Source organism: Streptomyces sp. NPDC046716 (genome assembly GCF_040645755.1).
Lineage (GTDB): Bacteria > Actinomycetota > Actinomycetes > Streptomycetales > Streptomycetaceae > Streptomyces.
Genome location: NZ_JBEYYU010000080.1, coordinates 1 through 14,936, shown reverse-complemented (window position 1 = coordinate 14,936; position 14,936 = coordinate 1). Strand labels below are relative to the sequence as shown.

17 protein-coding genes and 1 pseudogene are annotated in these 14,936 nt (G+C 72.2%); 7 read left to right on the top strand and 11 right to left on the bottom strand.

Features of this window, described 5'->3' with window-relative positions; all coding sequences use genetic code 11:
* Positions 1–7: 7 nt before the first annotated feature.
* The 5 genes from ABZ930_RS37085 to ABZ930_RS37065 all read right to left on the bottom strand — a co-directional run bounded on the left by ABZ930_RS37085 (position 8) and on the right by ABZ930_RS37065 (position 5,416).
* On the bottom strand, positions 8–877 hold the full coding sequence (locus tag ABZ930_RS37085; RefSeq protein ID WP_361558417.1) for an oxygenase MpaB family protein: 870 nt from the start codon (positions 875–877) through the stop codon (positions 8–10).
* A gap of 69 nt (positions 878–946) precedes the next feature.
* Positions 947–1,750 carry a phosphatidate cytidylyltransferase gene (locus ABZ930_RS37080; protein WP_361558414.1) on the bottom strand — a complete coding sequence of 268 codons (804 nt, stop codon included), beginning with the start codon at positions 1,748–1,750 and terminating at the stop codon, positions 947–949.
* Positions 1,747–3,519, bottom strand: a complete 1,773-nt coding sequence (locus ABZ930_RS37075) for a histidinol-phosphate transaminase (RefSeq protein WP_361558411.1) — start codon at positions 3,517–3,519, stop codon at positions 1,747–1,749. Before ABZ930_RS37075 ends, ABZ930_RS37080 begins: the two co-directional genes overlap by 4 nt.
* Positions 3,520–3,654: 135 nt before the next feature.
* Positions 3,655–4,845, bottom strand: coding sequence for an acyl-CoA dehydrogenase family protein (locus ABZ930_RS37070; RefSeq protein WP_361558408.1), 1,191 nt, complete (start codon positions 4,843–4,845; stop codon positions 3,655–3,657).
* A 124-nt stretch (positions 4,846–4,969) separates the two neighbouring features.
* Positions 4,970–5,416, bottom strand: coding sequence for a ferredoxin (locus tag ABZ930_RS37065; RefSeq protein WP_361558474.1), 447 nt, complete (start codon positions 5,414–5,416; stop codon positions 4,970–4,972).
* Between the two features lie 339 nt (positions 5,417–5,755).
* On the opposite strand from ABZ930_RS37065, the gene ABZ930_RS37060 reads away from it, so the two are divergent.
* The 3 genes from ABZ930_RS37060 to ABZ930_RS37050 all read left to right on the top strand — a co-directional run bounded on the left by ABZ930_RS37060 (position 5,756) and on the right by ABZ930_RS37050 (position 7,725).
* Entirely contained in the window at positions 5,756–5,914 is a 159-nt protein-coding gene (locus tag ABZ930_RS37060) for a hypothetical protein (RefSeq protein ID WP_361558405.1), read from the top strand.
* A gap of 65 nt (positions 5,915–5,979) precedes the next feature.
* A complete protein-coding gene (locus ABZ930_RS37055) occupies positions 5,980–6,477 on the top strand; it encodes a response regulator (protein WP_361558402.1) in 498 nt (165 codons plus the stop codon).
* A gap of 147 nt (positions 6,478–6,624) precedes the next feature.
* Positions 6,625–7,725: a hypothetical protein gene (locus tag ABZ930_RS37050; RefSeq protein WP_361558399.1), complete on the top strand. Its 1,101-nt coding sequence runs from the start codon at positions 6,625–6,627 to the stop codon at positions 7,723–7,725.
* A gap of 186 nt (positions 7,726–7,911) precedes the next feature.
* On the opposite strand, the gene ABZ930_RS37045 is transcribed toward ABZ930_RS37050, so the two are convergent.
* On the bottom strand, positions 7,912–8,541 hold the full coding sequence (locus tag ABZ930_RS37045; RefSeq protein ID WP_361558396.1) for an HdeD family acid-resistance protein: 630 nt from the start codon (positions 8,539–8,541) through the stop codon (positions 7,912–7,914).
* A gap of 98 nt (positions 8,542–8,639) precedes the next feature.
* Here ABZ930_RS37045 and ABZ930_RS37040 point away from each other — a divergent pair, with 98 nt between their 5' ends.
* Positions 8,640–9,017, top strand: a complete 378-nt coding sequence (locus ABZ930_RS37040) for a DUF488 family protein (protein WP_361558393.1) — start codon at positions 8,640–8,642, stop codon at positions 9,015–9,017.
* Positions 9,018–9,035: 18 nt separating this feature from the next.
* On the opposite strand, the gene ABZ930_RS37035 is transcribed toward ABZ930_RS37040, so the two are convergent.
* On the bottom strand, positions 9,036–9,410 hold the full coding sequence (locus tag ABZ930_RS37035; protein ID WP_361558390.1) for a helix-turn-helix transcriptional regulator: 375 nt from the start codon (positions 9,408–9,410) through the stop codon (positions 9,036–9,038).
* 76 nt (positions 9,411–9,486) lie between these two features.
* The gene (locus ABZ930_RS37030; RefSeq protein WP_361558471.1) at positions 9,487–10,062 is read right to left on the bottom strand and encodes a dihydrofolate reductase family protein; all 576 of its coding nucleotides are present in this window, start codon (positions 10,060–10,062) and stop codon (positions 9,487–9,489) included.
* A gap of 87 nt (positions 10,063–10,149) precedes the next feature.
* Between ABZ930_RS37030 and ABZ930_RS37025 the strand changes: the two genes are divergently transcribed.
* The gene (locus ABZ930_RS37025; RefSeq protein ID WP_361558387.1) at positions 10,150–11,889 is read left to right on the top strand and encodes a cation:proton antiporter; all 1,740 of its coding nucleotides are present in this window, start codon (positions 10,150–10,152) and stop codon (positions 11,887–11,889) included.
* A gap of 6 nt (positions 11,890–11,895) precedes the next feature.
* Here ABZ930_RS37025 and ABZ930_RS37020 read toward each other — a convergent pair whose 3' ends face one another.
* The gene (locus ABZ930_RS37020) at positions 11,896–12,255 is read right to left on the bottom strand and encodes a luciferase family protein (RefSeq protein ID WP_351460731.1); all 360 of its coding nucleotides are present in this window, start codon (positions 12,253–12,255) and stop codon (positions 11,896–11,898) included.
* Positions 12,256–12,467: 212 nt separating this feature from the next.
* On the opposite strand from ABZ930_RS37020, the gene ABZ930_RS37015 reads away from it, so the two are divergent.
* Positions 12,468–13,430, top strand: coding sequence for an alpha/beta hydrolase (locus ABZ930_RS37015; protein ID WP_361558383.1), 963 nt, complete (start codon positions 12,468–12,470; stop codon positions 13,428–13,430).
* On the opposite strand, the gene ABZ930_RS37010 is transcribed toward ABZ930_RS37015, so the two are convergent.
* Together ABZ930_RS37010 and ABZ930_RS37005 are read right to left on the bottom strand one after the other, a co-directional pair.
* Positions 13,427–13,822: a hypothetical protein gene (locus ABZ930_RS37010; RefSeq protein WP_361558468.1), complete on the bottom strand. Its 396-nt coding sequence runs from the start codon at positions 13,820–13,822 to the stop codon at positions 13,427–13,429. The genes ABZ930_RS37015 and ABZ930_RS37010 overlap by 4 nt on opposite strands.
* A gap of 185 nt (positions 13,823–14,007) precedes the next feature.
* Positions 14,008–14,679 carry a TetR family transcriptional regulator gene (locus tag ABZ930_RS37005; RefSeq protein ID WP_361558465.1) on the bottom strand — a complete coding sequence of 224 codons (672 nt, stop codon included), beginning with the start codon at positions 14,677–14,679 and terminating at the stop codon, positions 14,008–14,010.
* A 174-nt stretch (positions 14,680–14,853) separates the two neighbouring features.
* On the opposite strand from ABZ930_RS37005, the pseudogene ABZ930_RS37000 reads away from it, so the two are divergent.
* Positions 14,854–14,936: pseudogene (locus tag ABZ930_RS37000) on the top strand (electron transfer flavoprotein subunit beta); the annotation flags it as partial.

The window sequence follows — 14,936 nt, the reverse complement described above, 5'->3', positions numbered from 1 at the left end:
CCGGACCTCAGTCCAGTATGGCTACCCATCGGTCGACTTTGTACGGGGCCGGTCGCGCGTCGGAACCGAGTCTCGCCATGGCGCGCAGGATGTGTTTGGGCGGCAGTTGCCAGCGTGCACGGTCGGGAATCCGGCGCAGGGCGGTGCCGGTGGAGCGCAGGTGACGGGTGACGACGGCCGGTGCGGGGGCGGGTCTGCCGTACAGGGTGTGGGCGTACGGCGGCAGGGAGGCGTAGGCGAGGTTCGCCACGCGCCGCCAGAGCACCTCGCGCGCGGGTTTCAGCAGCGGGTGCGTGGGCGGGCGTTGCAGGAAGTCGTCGACGGTGCGGGCCTCGGCGCCCGCCGCGAGCTCGGGGCGCACCGTCGCGAAATAGGCCCTCAGCTGCGCCTGGTCGGCGGGTACGTCGTCGGGGTCGAGGCCGACGAGGCGGGCGCTGGTGCGGTGTTCGGCGATATAACGGTCCGCCTGCGGGTCGGTGAGGCGGAAGCCGGAGCGGCGCGCGACGTGCAGATAGGAGTCGATCTCCGCGCAGTGCACCCACAGCAGCAGTCCGGGTTCGTCGACGCCGTACCGCTCCCCCGTGCCGGGGTCGGTGGCCGTCAGCCGGCGGTGGATGCCGCGCACACGCGCCCCGGCCTTCTCCGCGGCCTCGGTGGTGCCGTACGTCGTGGTGCCCACGAAGCTCGCCGTGCGCATCAGGCGGCCCCAGGCGTCACGCCTGAAGTCGGAGTTCTGCATCACGCCGCGTACGGCGCGCGGGTGCAGCGCCTGGAGGTAGAGGGCGCGGATGCCCGCGATCCACATCATGGGGTCGGCGTGGACCTGCCAGGTCACCGAGTCGGGGCCGAAGAGTCCCGGGTCCGCGTCGTCGCGCATGCCCCACCTCCTGGTCGCAGGGTACCCGCGGGCTCCTGGCGGCGACCGGTTCGGCCGGAACCCGCCCGTTCAGTTCAGGACCAGGAGGACGGCGAGCGCGCCGAGGAGGGAGTCGACGCGGTCGAGGAGCCCTCCGGTGCCGGCCAGCCAGCGGCCCGCGTCCTTCTGGCGCGCGCCGCGCTTGACCATGGATTCGACGAGGTCGCCCGCCGGTCCGCCGACCGCCACGGCCAGTGCCGTCCGCCAGTCGGCCGCGCCGAGGAGGGCGAGCGCGCCGACGCCCGCGGCGGCACCAGCCAGGGTGCCGCTCCAGCGTTTGGCCGGGGACAGCGGCGACAGGTGCGGGCCGCCGAGGCGCGGGCCCGCGAAGTAGGCGGCGATGTCGGCGACGGAGACCGCGACGAACAGGGCGAGCGCGTCGGCCCCGAGCGGGACCAGCGCGGCGAGGAGGCTCAGCCAGGCGAGTCCGAACAGTGCGGCGGTGGCCCGGCGCAGCCCGTGGTCGGCGTCGCCGGACACCAGCGGCACCGCGACCACGGCGAGGGCTCCGGCGGCGCCCGCGCGCAGGGTCTCGGCCGGTGCGAGCCAGGCGGTGAGGATCACGGCCGCGACCGCCGCGGCGAGCACCGCCCGGTCGGTGCGGGGCAGATTCAGCAGTCCGGCGAGTTCGTGGACGGCGATCAGCGCGGCCGCCGTGGCGACGGCCGCGGCGCCCGCGTCCCCGAGCCAGAACGCGCCGGTGATCAGCGGCACCCCCACCGCCCACGCGCACCACCGGAGCATCAGCTCGCGGCGCCGGGACGCGGCCACGCCCGCGCCGGCCAGGGCCAGCGCCCCGCCGAGCCAGGGTGCCAGGGAGGCGGCGGTGGTCACCGGGCCGTTCCGGTGACCGGCTCGCCCGGGAGCGGTACCGGCGGGACCAGTACGTCGAGGGCGGCCTGGCAGGCGGCCACGATGCGGGCGTTCTCGGCGGCGTCCTTGACGGCGATCCGTACGGTGCGCCCCTCGTAGAGCGCGGACAGCGGCGACAGGTCACGCAGGTAGACGTCGTGACGGCGGCATTCGAGGACGAACTGCGCGGCGCTGGGCCCGTCGGCCGGCAGGGTCAGGTTGACGAAGTTCGCGATGCCCTCCTCGATGTGCACGCCCTCGTCCAGCTCGGCGAGTTCGAGGGCGAGCCGGTGGCGCAGCGCCCGGGTCTGGAGCCGGCGTTCGCGGTAGTAGGCGGGTGCGCCCAGCGCCGCGACCGCGGCCCGTTGCGCGGGCAGGCTCACCGGCCAGGGCGGGGTCCACCGTCGCAGGCGGGCCGCGGTCTCCGGGGCGGCCACCAGGTAGGCGGCCCGGAGGCCGGACAGGGCGTACATCTTGGACAGGGAGGTGCAGACGATGACGCGGGGGTCGGTCGCGGCGAGCGGGGCGAGCGAGGCGTCGGTGTCGTCGGGGTCCACGTAGCCCAGGTAGGCCTCGTCGATCCACCAGCGGGTGGAGGCGGGCGCGGCGTCGATCACGGCGCGCAGTTCGGCGGCCGGCGCGTGGCGGCCGGTGGGGTTGTTCGGGTTGACGACGACCACGAGGTCGTACCGTCCGGTGGCGACGGCCTCGGCGAGCCGCAGCGGGTCGATGCGCCAGTCGTCGGCGCGGCGCAGCCGCAGCCGGTCCACGTGGCAGCCGATGATCCGCTCGGTGACGTGGGCGTACTCGCCGTAGCCGGGGTCGATGAGGAGCACCCGGCTGTCGGGGCCGAGTAGTTGACCGAACGCCCGGTAGATCAGGTCGGAGGAGCCCGCGCCGACGCAGAGGGTGTCCTCCGGCAGCGCGCGCACGGCGGCTATCTCCGCGAGCAGGCCCTCCGCGCCGGCCGGTGGTGAGGTGCGGGCCAGCCAGGAGGGATCGTCGGTGAGGACGGCGCTCACCTCGGGGGCGGGCGGGAACCAGGCGTCCAGCACATCGGCCGCGACGATCCGGCGGCGCCGGTGCAGGGTGCGGAAGTCGGTGCCGACGGCGGTGAAGGAGGCGCCGCCGTGTTCGCAGCCGTCGGGGCCCGGGGCGAACGGGGTGTCGAGCCGCCAGTCGACGGTGGACCGCAACCGCTCCAGCGTGGCGGGGTGCCGGTCGAGCGTGCCCCGGGTCAGCGCGTCGACCGCGCCGGTGAGCACCTCGAACGTCACCTTCCCGCAGCGCACCGTCCGTCCGGCGGGGCGCAGGCCCGCGGCCAGGTACAGGCCGAGCACCTCGGTGCGGCCCATCGCCACGACGTGCCGCCCGCCGCGGGAGGCGATCCAGCGCAGCGCCGCGTACATCAGCAGCGGCGCCACGGCGCTCGCCCGCTCCTCCGGTTCGACCGTGAGGATGCGCACCTCGAAGGTGTCGGCCTCACGCAGCAACGGCAGTTCGTCCCGGTCCAGATACTTGTCGAGCCCGAACCGTCCCGCCCAGGGCGGCGTCACACTCACGAACCCGACCCGCACGGCGCCCCGGGTGACGACCAGATAGACGTTGTCCCCGTCGAGACCGTCGCTGAGCCGCCCGCCGGGCTCCGGCGCGTGCTGGCCCAGCTCCTGTGCGTACACCCGGTGCCGCAACTCGTGGATCCAGTCGCGGTCCTCCGGGACGGCGGTACGCAGATGCAGTTGACGGCCCATGAGGGTCCCTTTCCGGGCGGGGGCGGGTCCCTCCATCCTCGGAAGCACAACGGTGTCCCGGCAGGGCGCTGCGACGCAGGGGGTCTGAGTACGCGTACTCAGGCGGGTGCCGTACGCGGGTGCGTCAGGCCCCGGTCAGCGGCGCACCCGGGGCATCCCGAGTCCGATCCACGAGATGATCTCGCGCTGGATCTCGTTGTTGCCGCCGCCGAAGGTGAAGATGACGGCCGACCGGTAGCCGCGTTCGAGTTCGCCGTGGAGGACGGCGCCGGCGCTCCCCTCCTTCAGCGCGCCCGCGGATCCCACCACCTCCATCAGCCACGCGTAGGCGTCGCGGCGCGCCTCGGAGCCGTAGACCTTCACGGCGGAGGCGTCCTGCGGCGTGAGGGTGCCCTGCTGGACGGCGTTCACCATCTGCCAGTTGAGGAGCTTCATCGCGTCCAGCTTGGTGTGGGTCTGCGCGAGACGCTTCCTGACCCAGCCGAGGTCGATGACGCGGCGCCCGTCGGCCAGTTTGGTGTCCATGGCCCAGCGCTGGACGTCGTGCAGGGCGCGGATGGCCATGGTGCCGTGGGCGGCGAGGGTGACGCGTTCGTGGTTGAGCTGGTTGGTGATCAGGCGCCAGCCCTTGTTCTCGTCGCCGACCCGGCGCGCGGCGGGCACCCGGATGTTCTCGTAGTAGCTCGCCGTGGTGTCGTGCGAGGCGAGGGTGTTGATGACGGTGCAGGAGTAGCCGGGGTCGGACGTCGGGACCAGCAGCATGGTGATGCCCTTGTGGGGCGGGGCGTCGGGGTCGGTGCGGACGGCGAGCCAGACCCAGTCGGCGGTGTCGCCGTTGGTCGTCCAGATCTTCTGGCCGTCGACCGTGTAGTGCCCGGTCGCCTCGTCGCCGTCGCGGACCGCCTTGGTCTTGAGGGCCGCGAGGTCGGTGCCCGCGTCCGGTTCGCTGTAGCCGATGGCGAAGTCGATCTCCCCGGCGAGGATCTTCGGCAGGAAGTACTCCTTCTGCTCGTCCGTGCCGAACTGCATGATCGTCGGGCCCACGGTGTTGAGCGCCATCAACGGCAGCGGCACGCCCGCCTGGGCGGCCTCGTCGAAGAAGATGAACTGTTCCATCGGGGTCAGGCCGCGGCCGCCGTACTCCTTGGGCCAGCCCACCCCGAGCCAGCCGTCGGAGCCGAGGCGGCGCACCGTCTCCCGGTAGAAACGTTTCTGGGCGGCCGGGTCCTCGTACCGGGCATAGGCGTTGTCGGGCACGAGCTCGGCGAAGTAGGCGCGCAGCTCGGTGCGCAACTGCTGCTGCTCGGGCGTGTATTCGAGGTGCACGGCCCCTCCTGGCGGTCAACTGGGCGGCGCCTGACGGTCTTTCAGGCATGGTTCGACGGCGCACACAGTAGAACCCGTTCCAGAAATTGTGAATGGCGGGGACGGCACCGCCTGAGCCCGGCGTTCAGCCCAGCGTCACCAGGAAGTCGGAGCAGGCCCGCGCGCACGCCCGGCAGCGCTCCGCGCAGCCCTCGGCGTCCGGGACCCGGTCGCAGGCGTGGGCGCACTCCAGGGCGACCGCGCGGCACCACTCGACCTGGAGGCGCAGGGCGTACTCGTCGCGGAGCGCCTCCTCCGACAGCAGCCGGCAGGTCGCGTCGCAGATCTCGACGCAGAGCAGCAGGGTGCGCCGCGGTTCCTGCGGCGCCCTGCCGCCGGGGTCCGGATCGGCACCGGCGGCCGGCGGGCGGGCAGGACCCTGCGCCCCGGCGGCCAGGTCCGCCCGGTCGCCGGAGCTGACCCGCGCGGCGCAGGCGCGGGCGCACTCGGTGCAGGACTGGGCGCAGGCGAAACGGTCCTCGAGATAGCGGACAAGAGCATCCTTGGGCGGTTCGTCCGCCGGCGCGGGCACCGCGCTCCGGGTCTCCTCGGCGCGGGGGTTCGCGTGCTTCGCCAGGGGGGTCACGGCCCGGCTCCCTTCCACGGCTCGTGCGACTCGGGACGAGCGGGTAGCCGGATCCGGCACCGCCAAACCCGCCGGCCTCCGGATCGGGGCACCCGGCGTCGCCGTCTTTGACCCACACCCACCTGGGTACTCGCACGCCACACGTTCGACCGACCACGCACCTCGCATTGTCGGTTCAGGAGCGATTCGGGGGCGCTTCAGAGGCGTTTCAGAACCGTCTACCGAGTTGTCTACAAAAGAATTCGACCGAATGTGACCGAGAGAGATCGAGAACAAGGAGCGATCATGACCGCAACCGCACGGCCACCGCACCCGGCCGAGACCAAACGCGAGGTCAAGGGCAGGATCCGCACCTGCCGCCCCGCGCACCGCGACACCAGGGAGCCCGCCGGGCCCGATCGCGAGCCGGATTGCGAGTGGAATCTGGTGCGCGGAGAGGACTGACTGCCCCTTCCATCCCCCGTGTTCCGGCATATGCTGTCGGTGCCGGCGAGGGGAGGCCACTGGCGATGCCCACCGTTGCACAGCCCAAGATCCTCGTCGTCGACGACCGCGACGACACGCTCTTCGCGATGGAGAGCGCGCTCGCCCCGCTCGGCTACCCGATGGACCGCGCCAACTCCGGGGACGACGCCCTCAAGACGGTCCTGCGCGGCGGCGTCGCCGTGGTCCTGCTCGACGTGCTGATGCCCGACCTCAGCGGCTTCGAGGTCGCCGAGTACATGACGCGCCTGGAGCAGACCCAGGACATACCGATCATGATGATCACGGGCGCGGGCCAGGACCCCACCCTGGCGGCGAAGGCCTTCGAGCTGGGCGTCGCCGACTATGTCGTCAAGCCGGTCGACCCCTGGGTGATCCGGACGAAGGTCCGCTATCTGTACGAGACGGGTCGCCGGCTGCACGCGCTGCGCAAGCGCCTCCAGGCGTACGAGCGACGGAGCGAGGAATTCCGCGACCGCCCGCCCGTCGACCTGGAGGAGCGCCCGCTGCCGCGGCCCGCCTGATTCCGGCCCTCCCACTCCCCCGCCCCACCCCGCGTGGGCATGCTCACAGCCTCGGCGACACACCCACCCCCATGACCGGTTGTACAGTACAACTACGTAGGAGTTGTATAAGCCAACTCATCAGGTCGATCCATGGAGGTCCCGCTCATGCCCGCGCGCAATCCCGCGCTGCGTCACGTGCTGACGCATCTGCTCACCCCGCTCCTGATGTGCGTGGGCATGGGCCTGGCGTATCTGGGCGCGTTCGCCCACCCCGAGCCGCACCATCTGCCCGTCGCCGTCGTCGGCTCGGGCGCCGAGGCGAAGGTCTTCGCGCAGACCGTCAAGGACAAGGCGGGCGACGCGCTCGACGTCCGCACGCTCGACGACCGGACGGACGCCGTCGACCTGCTCAAGACGCGGGACATCGACGGCGCGTACGTCCTGACGGGCAAGAACGGCGGTGCACCCGAGCTGATCGTGGCCTCGGCGGGCTCCGACACCACGGTCTCGGTCGTCCAGAAGATCTTCACGCCCGTCGCCGCGGAGCAGGGTGAGCCGCTGAAGGTCACGGACGTCGTGCCGACGGTGGACGACGACCCGACGGGCCAGGGTCTGTTCTTCCTGCTCGTCGCGCTCAGCATCGGCTCGTACGCCTCCGTGGCGGTGCTCGGCGGGGCCGGAGCCGCCCTGCGGATGCGGGCCAGGGCGCTGCTCGCGGTCGGTGTCTCCGGCGTGGTCAGCCTGATCGGCGCGGCCTTCGCGGGGCCCCTCTTCCACCTCGCCCACACGAACCTGTGGGGCCTGTGGGGCATGGCCTGGCTGTACTCGGCGGGCATCCTGTTCGTCGGCGTCGGCCTGCACACGTTCCTGAAGCGGTGGACGACGCTCGGCGTGATGGTGCTGTTCGTGATGCTGAACTTCACCAGCTCGGGCGGGATCTTCCGGCCCGAACTGCAGAACGGCTTCTTCGGCAGCCTGCACTCCTTCTGGAACGGCGCGGGCTTCGTCGAGGGAGCCCGGAGCCTGATCTACTTCGGCCACCACGACCTGGCGCGGAACCTGTGGACGCTGGTGGCGTGGCTGGCCGTGGGCCTCGTCGTCATCGGCGTCGCGGCGCTCGCCGAGCGCCGGCGGGAACAGACGGCCGCGACCACGGCGCGGCACGCGGCTCCCGCTCCTGCCGCGGCTCCCGCCGTCGCGTCCGGCTCGGCCTCCGAGGGCGACGACGTCGTCGAGGAGGAGCTGGAGGAGACGGTCGGCGTGTGACCGCACATCGCCCGACCGACGGCCCCGCCGCTGGGACCTGTCCGGCGGATCCTGTCGCGGGAGCGGGGCCCGGCACGCCGCAGATCGGCGTGCCGGGCCCCGCTCACCGGCGCAGACCAGGACGGGCCACCCGGATACGACCTGAAGCGCCGGACAGGCCCTGGTCGCGGCGGGGCCGTCGTGCGTTCACACCCCTTGCGGGATCTTCTTGGCCCTGCCGCGGACGGCGAACGCCGTGACGATCTCCACCACGCCGACCACGAGCAGCCACAGACCGCCGACCAGGGTGAGCACCGCGACCGACTCGAACGGCGAGTCGATCAGGACGATGCCGGCCAGGGCGGTGATCACGCCGAGGAAGATCTGCCAGCCGCGCGCAGGCACGGTCGGGTCGGCGGCCGCGGCGACGGTCTGGGTGATGCCGCGGAACAGCCAGCCGATGCCGATCCACAGGGCGAGCAGCAAGGTCGACTGCATGGCCCCGCGGAAGCAGAACAGGCCGAGGAGCACGGAGACGGCGCCGCTGACGAAGGCCACGACCCGCAGCCCGGCGGTGACGTGCCGGCCGAACGCTGCGACGAGTTGGAAGACGCCGCTGACCACGAGGTAGATGCCGAACAGAACGCCCGCCGCCCACAGTGAGGCGCCCGGCCAGACCAGGACGAGGACGCCGACGACGAGGGAGGCGACGCCCATGAGGAGCACGGCCTGCCACGCGTTCTGCGCGAGTCTGCCGAGCGGGCCCTGATCGGGGGACGGATCGCCGGCGGCGGGCGTCTGGTGCGGGGCCTGAGGGTCGTACGGTGCTTGGGTCATGTCCGACTCTTCGCACACGGCACGGCGTTCGGCCATCCGGGGTGCGCCGAACAGGCGACTGCGCTGGCCGGGCGGCTGATGCGCCGGACAATGGCCCCATGAGCACCCACGCGCAGCCGGACCGCATCGCCGTACGCCGTGTCTACGACCCGCCCGCCCCGGCCGACGGCACCCGGCTGCTGGTCGACCGGCTGTGGCCGCGCGGCATCTCCAAGGAGCGGGCCGCCGTCGACGAGTGGCTGCGGGACATCGCGCCGTCCAAGGAGCTGCGGACCTGGTACCACGAGGACCGCGACGGACGGTACGACGCGTTCGCCGAGCGCTACGCAGCCGAGCTGGCCGATCCGGTGCGCGCCGAGCTCGTGGCGCATGTCCGGGAGCTGGCCGGGCAGGGCCGGGTCACGCTGGTGACCTCGGTCAAGGAGGTCGAGCACAGCCATGTCCCGGTCCTCGTGCGCCACTTGCGCGGCGAGTGAGGGGAGGCGGACCGGTGCTCAGGCCGCCAGGCAGACCGTGCCGCGCCCCTGTACCGGGCCGCCCGTACCGCGCGCGGAGACCGCAGCGGTGACGGAGACGGTGCGGCGCACCTGTGCCGCGCGCGCCAATTCGCCCTGGGCGAGCGCCAGTACGTCGACCAGGCCGAGGCCGAGCGCCCCGGCCACGGCGGCGAGCATCTCCGACGAGGCCTCCTTGCGGCCGCGCTCCAGCTCGGAGAGATAGGGCATGGAGATCCCGGCGACGTCGGCCACGTCCTGCAACGTCCGTCCCTGGGCGCGCCGGCGGCGGCGCAGCACACTGCCGACGACATGCCGCCACAGCGGCTCGGGGGTGAGGACGGCTCGGGGCCTGCGGGTCTCGTGGGCGCTCATCACGTCAGCGTAGGCGCGGCTCCGCGCGGGAACGGCGGACTTCACCCACAGCGATATTCACCGGCCGTCGCGCCGGTCACTCGGCGACCCGTTCGTAGCGCATCAGGACGACGCCGTTGTCGAAGGCGCGGGTCTCCACGAGCCGGAGGGGCGAGGGGGCGAACGGCCCGTCCGGGAAGACGCGCTTGCCCGCGCCGATCAGGACGGGATGGATATAGATCCGGAACTCGTCGACGAGGTCGTGTTCCAGGAAGGTGGCGGCCAGATCGGCGCCGCCGAGGCTGAGGTCGCCGCCGGGCTCCTCCTTGAGGGCGCGGACGGCGGCCGGGGACACCTCGGGGAGCACGGTCGTGTGCCAGGGGGCGGGGCCGGGCTTCAGCGTCCGCGAGAAGACGATCTTCGGCTTCTCGCGCCAGATCTCCGCGAACTCGGCCTCGACCGGGTCCGCGTCCGGACCGGCGTCGGCCTCGGGCCAGTAGTCCGCCATCAGCTCGTGGGTGACGCGTCCGCTGAGGAAGCCGCCCATGGGGCGCAGCACGTCGTTCATGTGCTGGTGGAGAGCGGCGTCCATGACGTGCCAGTCGATCTCGCGGCCCGGACCCTCCAGGTATCCGTCGAGGGACACACCCATCATCAGGACGATCTTGCGCATCTCGGCCTCGTCTCTCGCCTCGCCCGGCACCGTCACGGACACAATGGCCCGCATGCACCAGACTGCACAGTCCACCACGAGGACGCCATGGAAGTGACCCTGATCGCCGTCGTCGGCGTCGCGAGCATCGTGGCGGTGGCCGCCTTCTCGCAGCGCCTCGGGCTCGCCGCACCGCTCAGCCTGGTCGTGGTCGGCATCGCCCTCAGCTTCGTCCCGGGTGTGCCGGTGGTGCAGCCGGATCCCGAGTGGGTCCTCGCGGGCGTCCTGCCGCCGCTGCTGTACTCCTCGGCCGTCAACATGCCCGCGCAGGACTTCCGCCGCGACATCAAGGCCATCGGCGGGCTCGCGGTACTGCTCGTGGCGGTGTCCACGCTCGGGGCCGGCTGGCTGCTGCACCTGCTGATGCCGGACATCGGCTGGCCCGCCGCGTTCGCGCTCGGCGCGGTGATCAGCCCCACGGACGCGGTCGCCGCGACGTCGGTGGGCCGCAAACTCGGCCTGCCGTCGCGGCTGCTGACGCTCCTGGAGGGCGAGGGGCTGGTCAACGACGCCTCCGCCCTGGTGCTGCTGCGCTCCGCGGTGGCCGCGATGGCCGGTGCGGTGTCCCTGTGGGGCGTCGCCGGACAGTTCGTGTTCTCGGTCGCGGTGGCGGTCGTGGTGGGCGTGGTCGTCGGCCTGGTCAACGTACGGGTCCGCGCGCTCCTCGACGACACGGTGCTGAACACGGCGATCTCGTTCGTCGTGCCGTTCGTGGCGTATGTGCCCGCCGAGGAGTTCGACGCGTCGGGGGTGCTCGCCGTCGTCGTCTGCGGGCTGGTGACGGGGCATCTGAGCCCGCGGCTGCTGCGGGCCCAGGACCGGATCGGCGAGGCGATGAACTGGCGCACCCTCGCCTTCCTCCTGGAGAGCTCGATCTTCCTGCTGATGGGGCTCGCCCTGAAGACGCTGCTCGACGAGGCGCACGCCCACGAGAACGGGATCGGCGCGGGCCGCGTCATCCTCTACGGGCTGGCCCTCACCGGACTCGTCATCGTCGTACGGATGGTGTTCGTGGTGCCGCTGGTGGCGCTGGTGCGGCGTGACGAACGCCGGGCCGCCGCCTCGAAGCCGCTGATCGAGCGGATGCAGGAGCGGATCGACACCTTCGACCTGAGCGAACGGTTCACCCCGCGCAAGAAGGCACACATCGAGCGCCGCGTGCAGCGCACGAGCGCCGACATCGACTTCCGGCTCACCGAGACGCTCGGGTGGCAGGGCGGTGTGGTGCTGGCCTGGTCGGGGATGCGGGGCGCGATCACGGTGGCGGCCGCGCAGACCCTGCCCGAGGACACCGAGTACCGCGCCCAGTTGATCGTGATCGCGTTCGTCGTCGCCGTGACGACACTGCTGCTGCAGGGGCTGACGCTGCCCGCCGTGATCCGCACCGTCCGCATCCCGGGCGACGACCCGCAGCGGCTGCGTGAGGAGTACGGGCGGCTGGTCGGCGAGATGTCCGACGCGGCGGTCGCCTCCCTGGACGAGGCGCAGGAGTCCGGCTCCGTCCCGCCCGCGCTCCTCGACCGGGTGCGGCAGGACAGTCTGATCCGGCCGCGGGACGCGGACTCGGAGGAGGACCGGAGGAAGGCCGCCGCGGCGTTCCGGGGCGTCGACGACGCGCACCTCGTCTATCTCCGGCTCAGGCTGCGGGTCGTCTCGGCGGAACGCGACGCCCTGCTCACCGCACGCACCCGCGGCTCGTACAGCTCCCGCGCGCTCCAGGGCGCCCAGCACGTCCTGGACCTGGAGGAGGCGCGCCTCGAACAGTTCGGCGACCGCTTCGAGGAGTGAGCGCGGCTACGAGGCCTTCGGCCGCTCCCAGTCGCAGGGCGGGGAGGGGCAGGCGTGGGCGTCGTGCTCCTTGAGGGCGACGCTCACCAGGCTGAGCAGCAGCTGGACGTCGGTGTCGCACTCCAGGAGGACGGTGATCCAGGAGTCGCCCGGCCGCACCCGGATCGCGCTGCTGTGCCGCAGCTGGGGCAGGAGCCGCTGCACCGCCGACGAGGTCAGGTACAGATCGGCGCAGTCGTCGGCGTGGAAATGGATGAGTTCATGGCCCGCCGCGCCGAAGGCGTGCCCAACCGAGCACCGGGGCGGGCCACTTACCAGGTTCGGCCATGTCCCCAGTTCGGACATGGCGCGCTGGGCCGCGGTCATACCTCCATCCTTGCGCACCCTTCACCTGGAGGACCAGCCCCATCAACCCTCGTGTTCCCCCGGCTACTTGTCGTGACGTGATCGGGTGTCGCCCCACAGCCCGTCCGCCGACCGGCAGGGCGGCGGCCCTTGTGCCGGGTGGGCTCGATCGACTTCACTCTCCTCACTCGGCTTTCTTGATCGAGCACGCCTACACGCAGGGGGTTTCGCACATGCCCACACCATCGGCGGTGGCCGGGTGGGAGGACGTCGCGGTGCGCGACGTCGAGACGAACGGCATCACGCTGCGGGTCTTCGAGCAGGGCCCCGGCACCGCGGGGGACACGGACCGGCCGCTGGTCGTGCTCTGCCACGGCTTCCCCGAGCTGGCGTTCTCGTGGCGGCATCAGGTGCGGGCGCTGGCCGCGGCGGGCTATCGGGTGCTGGCTCCCGACATGCGCGGCTACGGCGGAAGTTCCCGCCCGGCCGACGCGGAAGCGTACGACGCGCTGACCCTGTGCGCGGATCTCGCCGGGCTGCTCGACGCGGAGGGCGCGGACGACGCCGTCTTCGTGGGCCACGACTGGGGAGCGATCGTGGTGTGGCAGATGGCGACGGCGTACCCGGAGCGGGTGCGGGCCGTCGCCGGGATGAGCGTGCCGGCCGCGCCCCGCTCCCCCGTGCCACCGGTCCCGCTGCTGCGCAAGCGGAACGGCGACGACTTCTACATCGTGTGGTTCCAGGAGCCGGGGACCGCCGACCGCGCGCTCGCCCGGAACGTCCGCCGCACGCTCGTCACGCGGGAGATCTACTCGGCCGCGTGGGCGGACCGCCCCGACGAGCAGTTGCCGCCGCCACGCTGGCTGAACGAGCCGGAACTCGCCTACTACGTGGATGAGTTCACCCGGACCGGCTTCACCGGCGGGCTGAACTACTACCGCAATCTCGATCGCACCTGGACCCTGACGGAGGACCTGGCGGGCCGCACGATCGACTGTCCCTCGCTGTTCGTCACGGGCTCCCGCGACCCGGTCGCCCGGTTCATGCCGGACGACAAGATGGAGCGGGTCCTGACCGATCTGCGCGGCCGTGTCGTCCTCGACGGCGCCGGCCACTGGATCCAGCAGGAGCGCCCCGAAGAGGTGAACGCCGCACTGCTCGACTTCCTCGCGGGGCTCTCCGGGGAAAGGGCCTAGCGGCGCAGTCCGTCAACGTCGTCCGTCCCGTACTCGCAGAGTTCGAAGACGACCTCACCGGCCGTGGCGCCGACGACGGTGCCCCGCGCGGGCCGGACGGGGGCTCCGACCCACACCAGGTGGGGTGCCGTGCCGACGATCCGGCACGGCACGACGAAGCCCTCGGGGAAACGGACCAGCGATTCGTTGCGGGCCGCGCCGGTGCCGCGGTGGACCACTCGGGACTGGACCACGATGCCGAGGCCCGCGCTGTGCTCCGTCTCCAGGTCGCTGGAGGCGCACACCGGGCACAGCAGCCGCCGGAACGACGGCGAGGCGCACCACTTGCAGCGCTGGTAGGCGAAGCCGGCCGGCTCCCGATGCGTGGCGGCCGTCTGCGCCGGGGGCGCCATCACGCCCGTCCCGGTCCCGGCCCCGATCCGGCTTTCGAACACCTCTGCCATCTCTGACACTCTCGGCCTCCCGCGCTCGCCCGGCGTACGCCGAGGCTGCGGCCCCGACGCCTCTCGCATCGTATGGCACTCAGTGCCGCGCGGTAAAGACACCCAGTACCCTCTCTTGCGGCTCCGGGTCCCGGTCAGTCGTCCCGCAGCGCCGATTCCACCCGCTGGATGACCCGCCACATGGGGGCACCCTTGGGGGCGACCATGACGACGACCTCGTCGTCGCTCTCCGCGGCGCCGGGCGCCTGTCCCGCCTCGCCCCACATCCGCCGGACGAGCCCGAGGGCCTGGTCGACGGCCGCTTCGGCGTCGCCCTCGCCGCCCGACCTGAGCCAGGAGCGCAGGCCGTTGTTGTGCGCGGCGACCACGGAAGCGGCGACCACTTCGGCGCGCAGCGCGCCGTCCGCGGCATCGCTCCAGCGTCGGCGCAGATACCCGGCGAGGGTGCGCTCGTAGCGGCGCACGACGGACAGTTCATAGGTGCGCAGGCCGGGGACCTCGCGCGTCAGCCGGTAGCGCTGCACGGAGAACTCGGGGTTCGCGGCGTACATGCGCAGGACGATGCGGGCCCCGTCGCACACCACCTCGACGGCGTCGCTGTCGTCGCCGGCCGCGTCGAGGAACGCGGTCATGTCGGCGAGGCAGCTCTCGTGATCGGGGAAGACCGCGTCCTCCTTGGACGGGAAGTAGCGGAAGAACGACCGGCGCCCGACTCCCGCGCGCGCGACGATGTCGTCCACGGTCGTCCGCTCGAAGCCGCGCTCCAGGTACAGCTGGAACGCCGCCTCGGCCAGCACCTCCCGCATGGGTGCCTTCTTCGGTGAACCGGTGACCTCGCGTGCCTCGCTCATGCCGGGAACGTAACACCGGACGTCCCGTTTGGCACTACGTACCTTTACAGAGGGAACTCAGTGCCATACGTTGACAGCAGTAGACCTTTACCGGGCAGTCCGAGGACGCTCTGATCGAGGAGAGCCGGCGTGAGCTTGAGGATCGTTGTCACCGTGAAGTACGTGCCGGATGCCACGGGCGACCGGCACTTCGCCGATGACCTGACCGTTGA

Bases quoted from the DNA above. Each gene is read 5' to 3' on its own strand.
- ABZ930_RS37050 (WP_361558399.1), top strand. From the start codon at position 6,625: ATGCCCGCGCGCAATCCCGCGCTGCGTCACGTGCTGACGCATCTGCTC.
- ABZ930_RS37045 (WP_361558396.1), bottom strand. From the start codon at position 8,541: ATGACCCAAGCACCGTACGACCCTCAGGCCCCGCACCAGACGCCCGCC.
- ABZ930_RS37040 (WP_361558393.1), top strand. From the start codon at position 8,640: ATGAGCACCCACGCGCAGCCGGACCGCATCGCCGTACGCCGTGTCTAC.
- ABZ930_RS37075 (WP_361558411.1), bottom strand. From the start codon at position 3,519: ATGGGCCGTCAACTGCATCTGCGTACCGCCGTCCCGGAGGACCGCGAC.
- ABZ930_RS37005 (WP_361558465.1), bottom strand. From the start codon at position 14,679: ATGCGGGAGGTGCTGGCCGAGGCGGCGTTCCAGCTGTACCTGGAGCGC.
- ABZ930_RS37035 (WP_361558390.1), bottom strand. From the start codon at position 9,410: ATGAGCGCCCACGAGACCCGCAGGCCCCGAGCCGTCCTCACCCCCGAG.
- ABZ930_RS37020 (WP_351460731.1), bottom strand. From the start codon at position 12,255: ATGACCGCGGCCCAGCGCGCCATGTCCGAACTGGGGACATGGCCGAAC.
- ABZ930_RS37055 (WP_361558402.1), top strand. From the start codon at position 5,980: ATGCCCACCGTTGCACAGCCCAAGATCCTCGTCGTCGACGACCGCGAC.
- ABZ930_RS37015 (WP_361558383.1), top strand. From the start codon at position 12,468: ATGCCCACACCATCGGCGGTGGCCGGGTGGGAGGACGTCGCGGTGCGC.
- ABZ930_RS37025 (WP_361558387.1), top strand. From the start codon at position 10,150: ATGGAAGTGACCCTGATCGCCGTCGTCGGCGTCGCGAGCATCGTGGCG.
- ABZ930_RS37010 (WP_361558468.1), bottom strand. From the start codon at position 13,822: ATGGCGCCCCCGGCGCAGACGGCCGCCACGCATCGGGAGCCGGCCGGC.
- ABZ930_RS37085 (WP_361558417.1), bottom strand. From the start codon at position 877: ATGCGCGACGACGCGGACCCGGGACTCTTCGGCCCCGACTCGGTGACC.
- ABZ930_RS37060 (WP_361558405.1), top strand. From the start codon at position 5,756: ATGACCGCAACCGCACGGCCACCGCACCCGGCCGAGACCAAACGCGAG.
- ABZ930_RS37030 (WP_361558471.1), bottom strand. From the start codon at position 10,062: ATGCGCAAGATCGTCCTGATGATGGGTGTGTCCCTCGACGGATACCTG.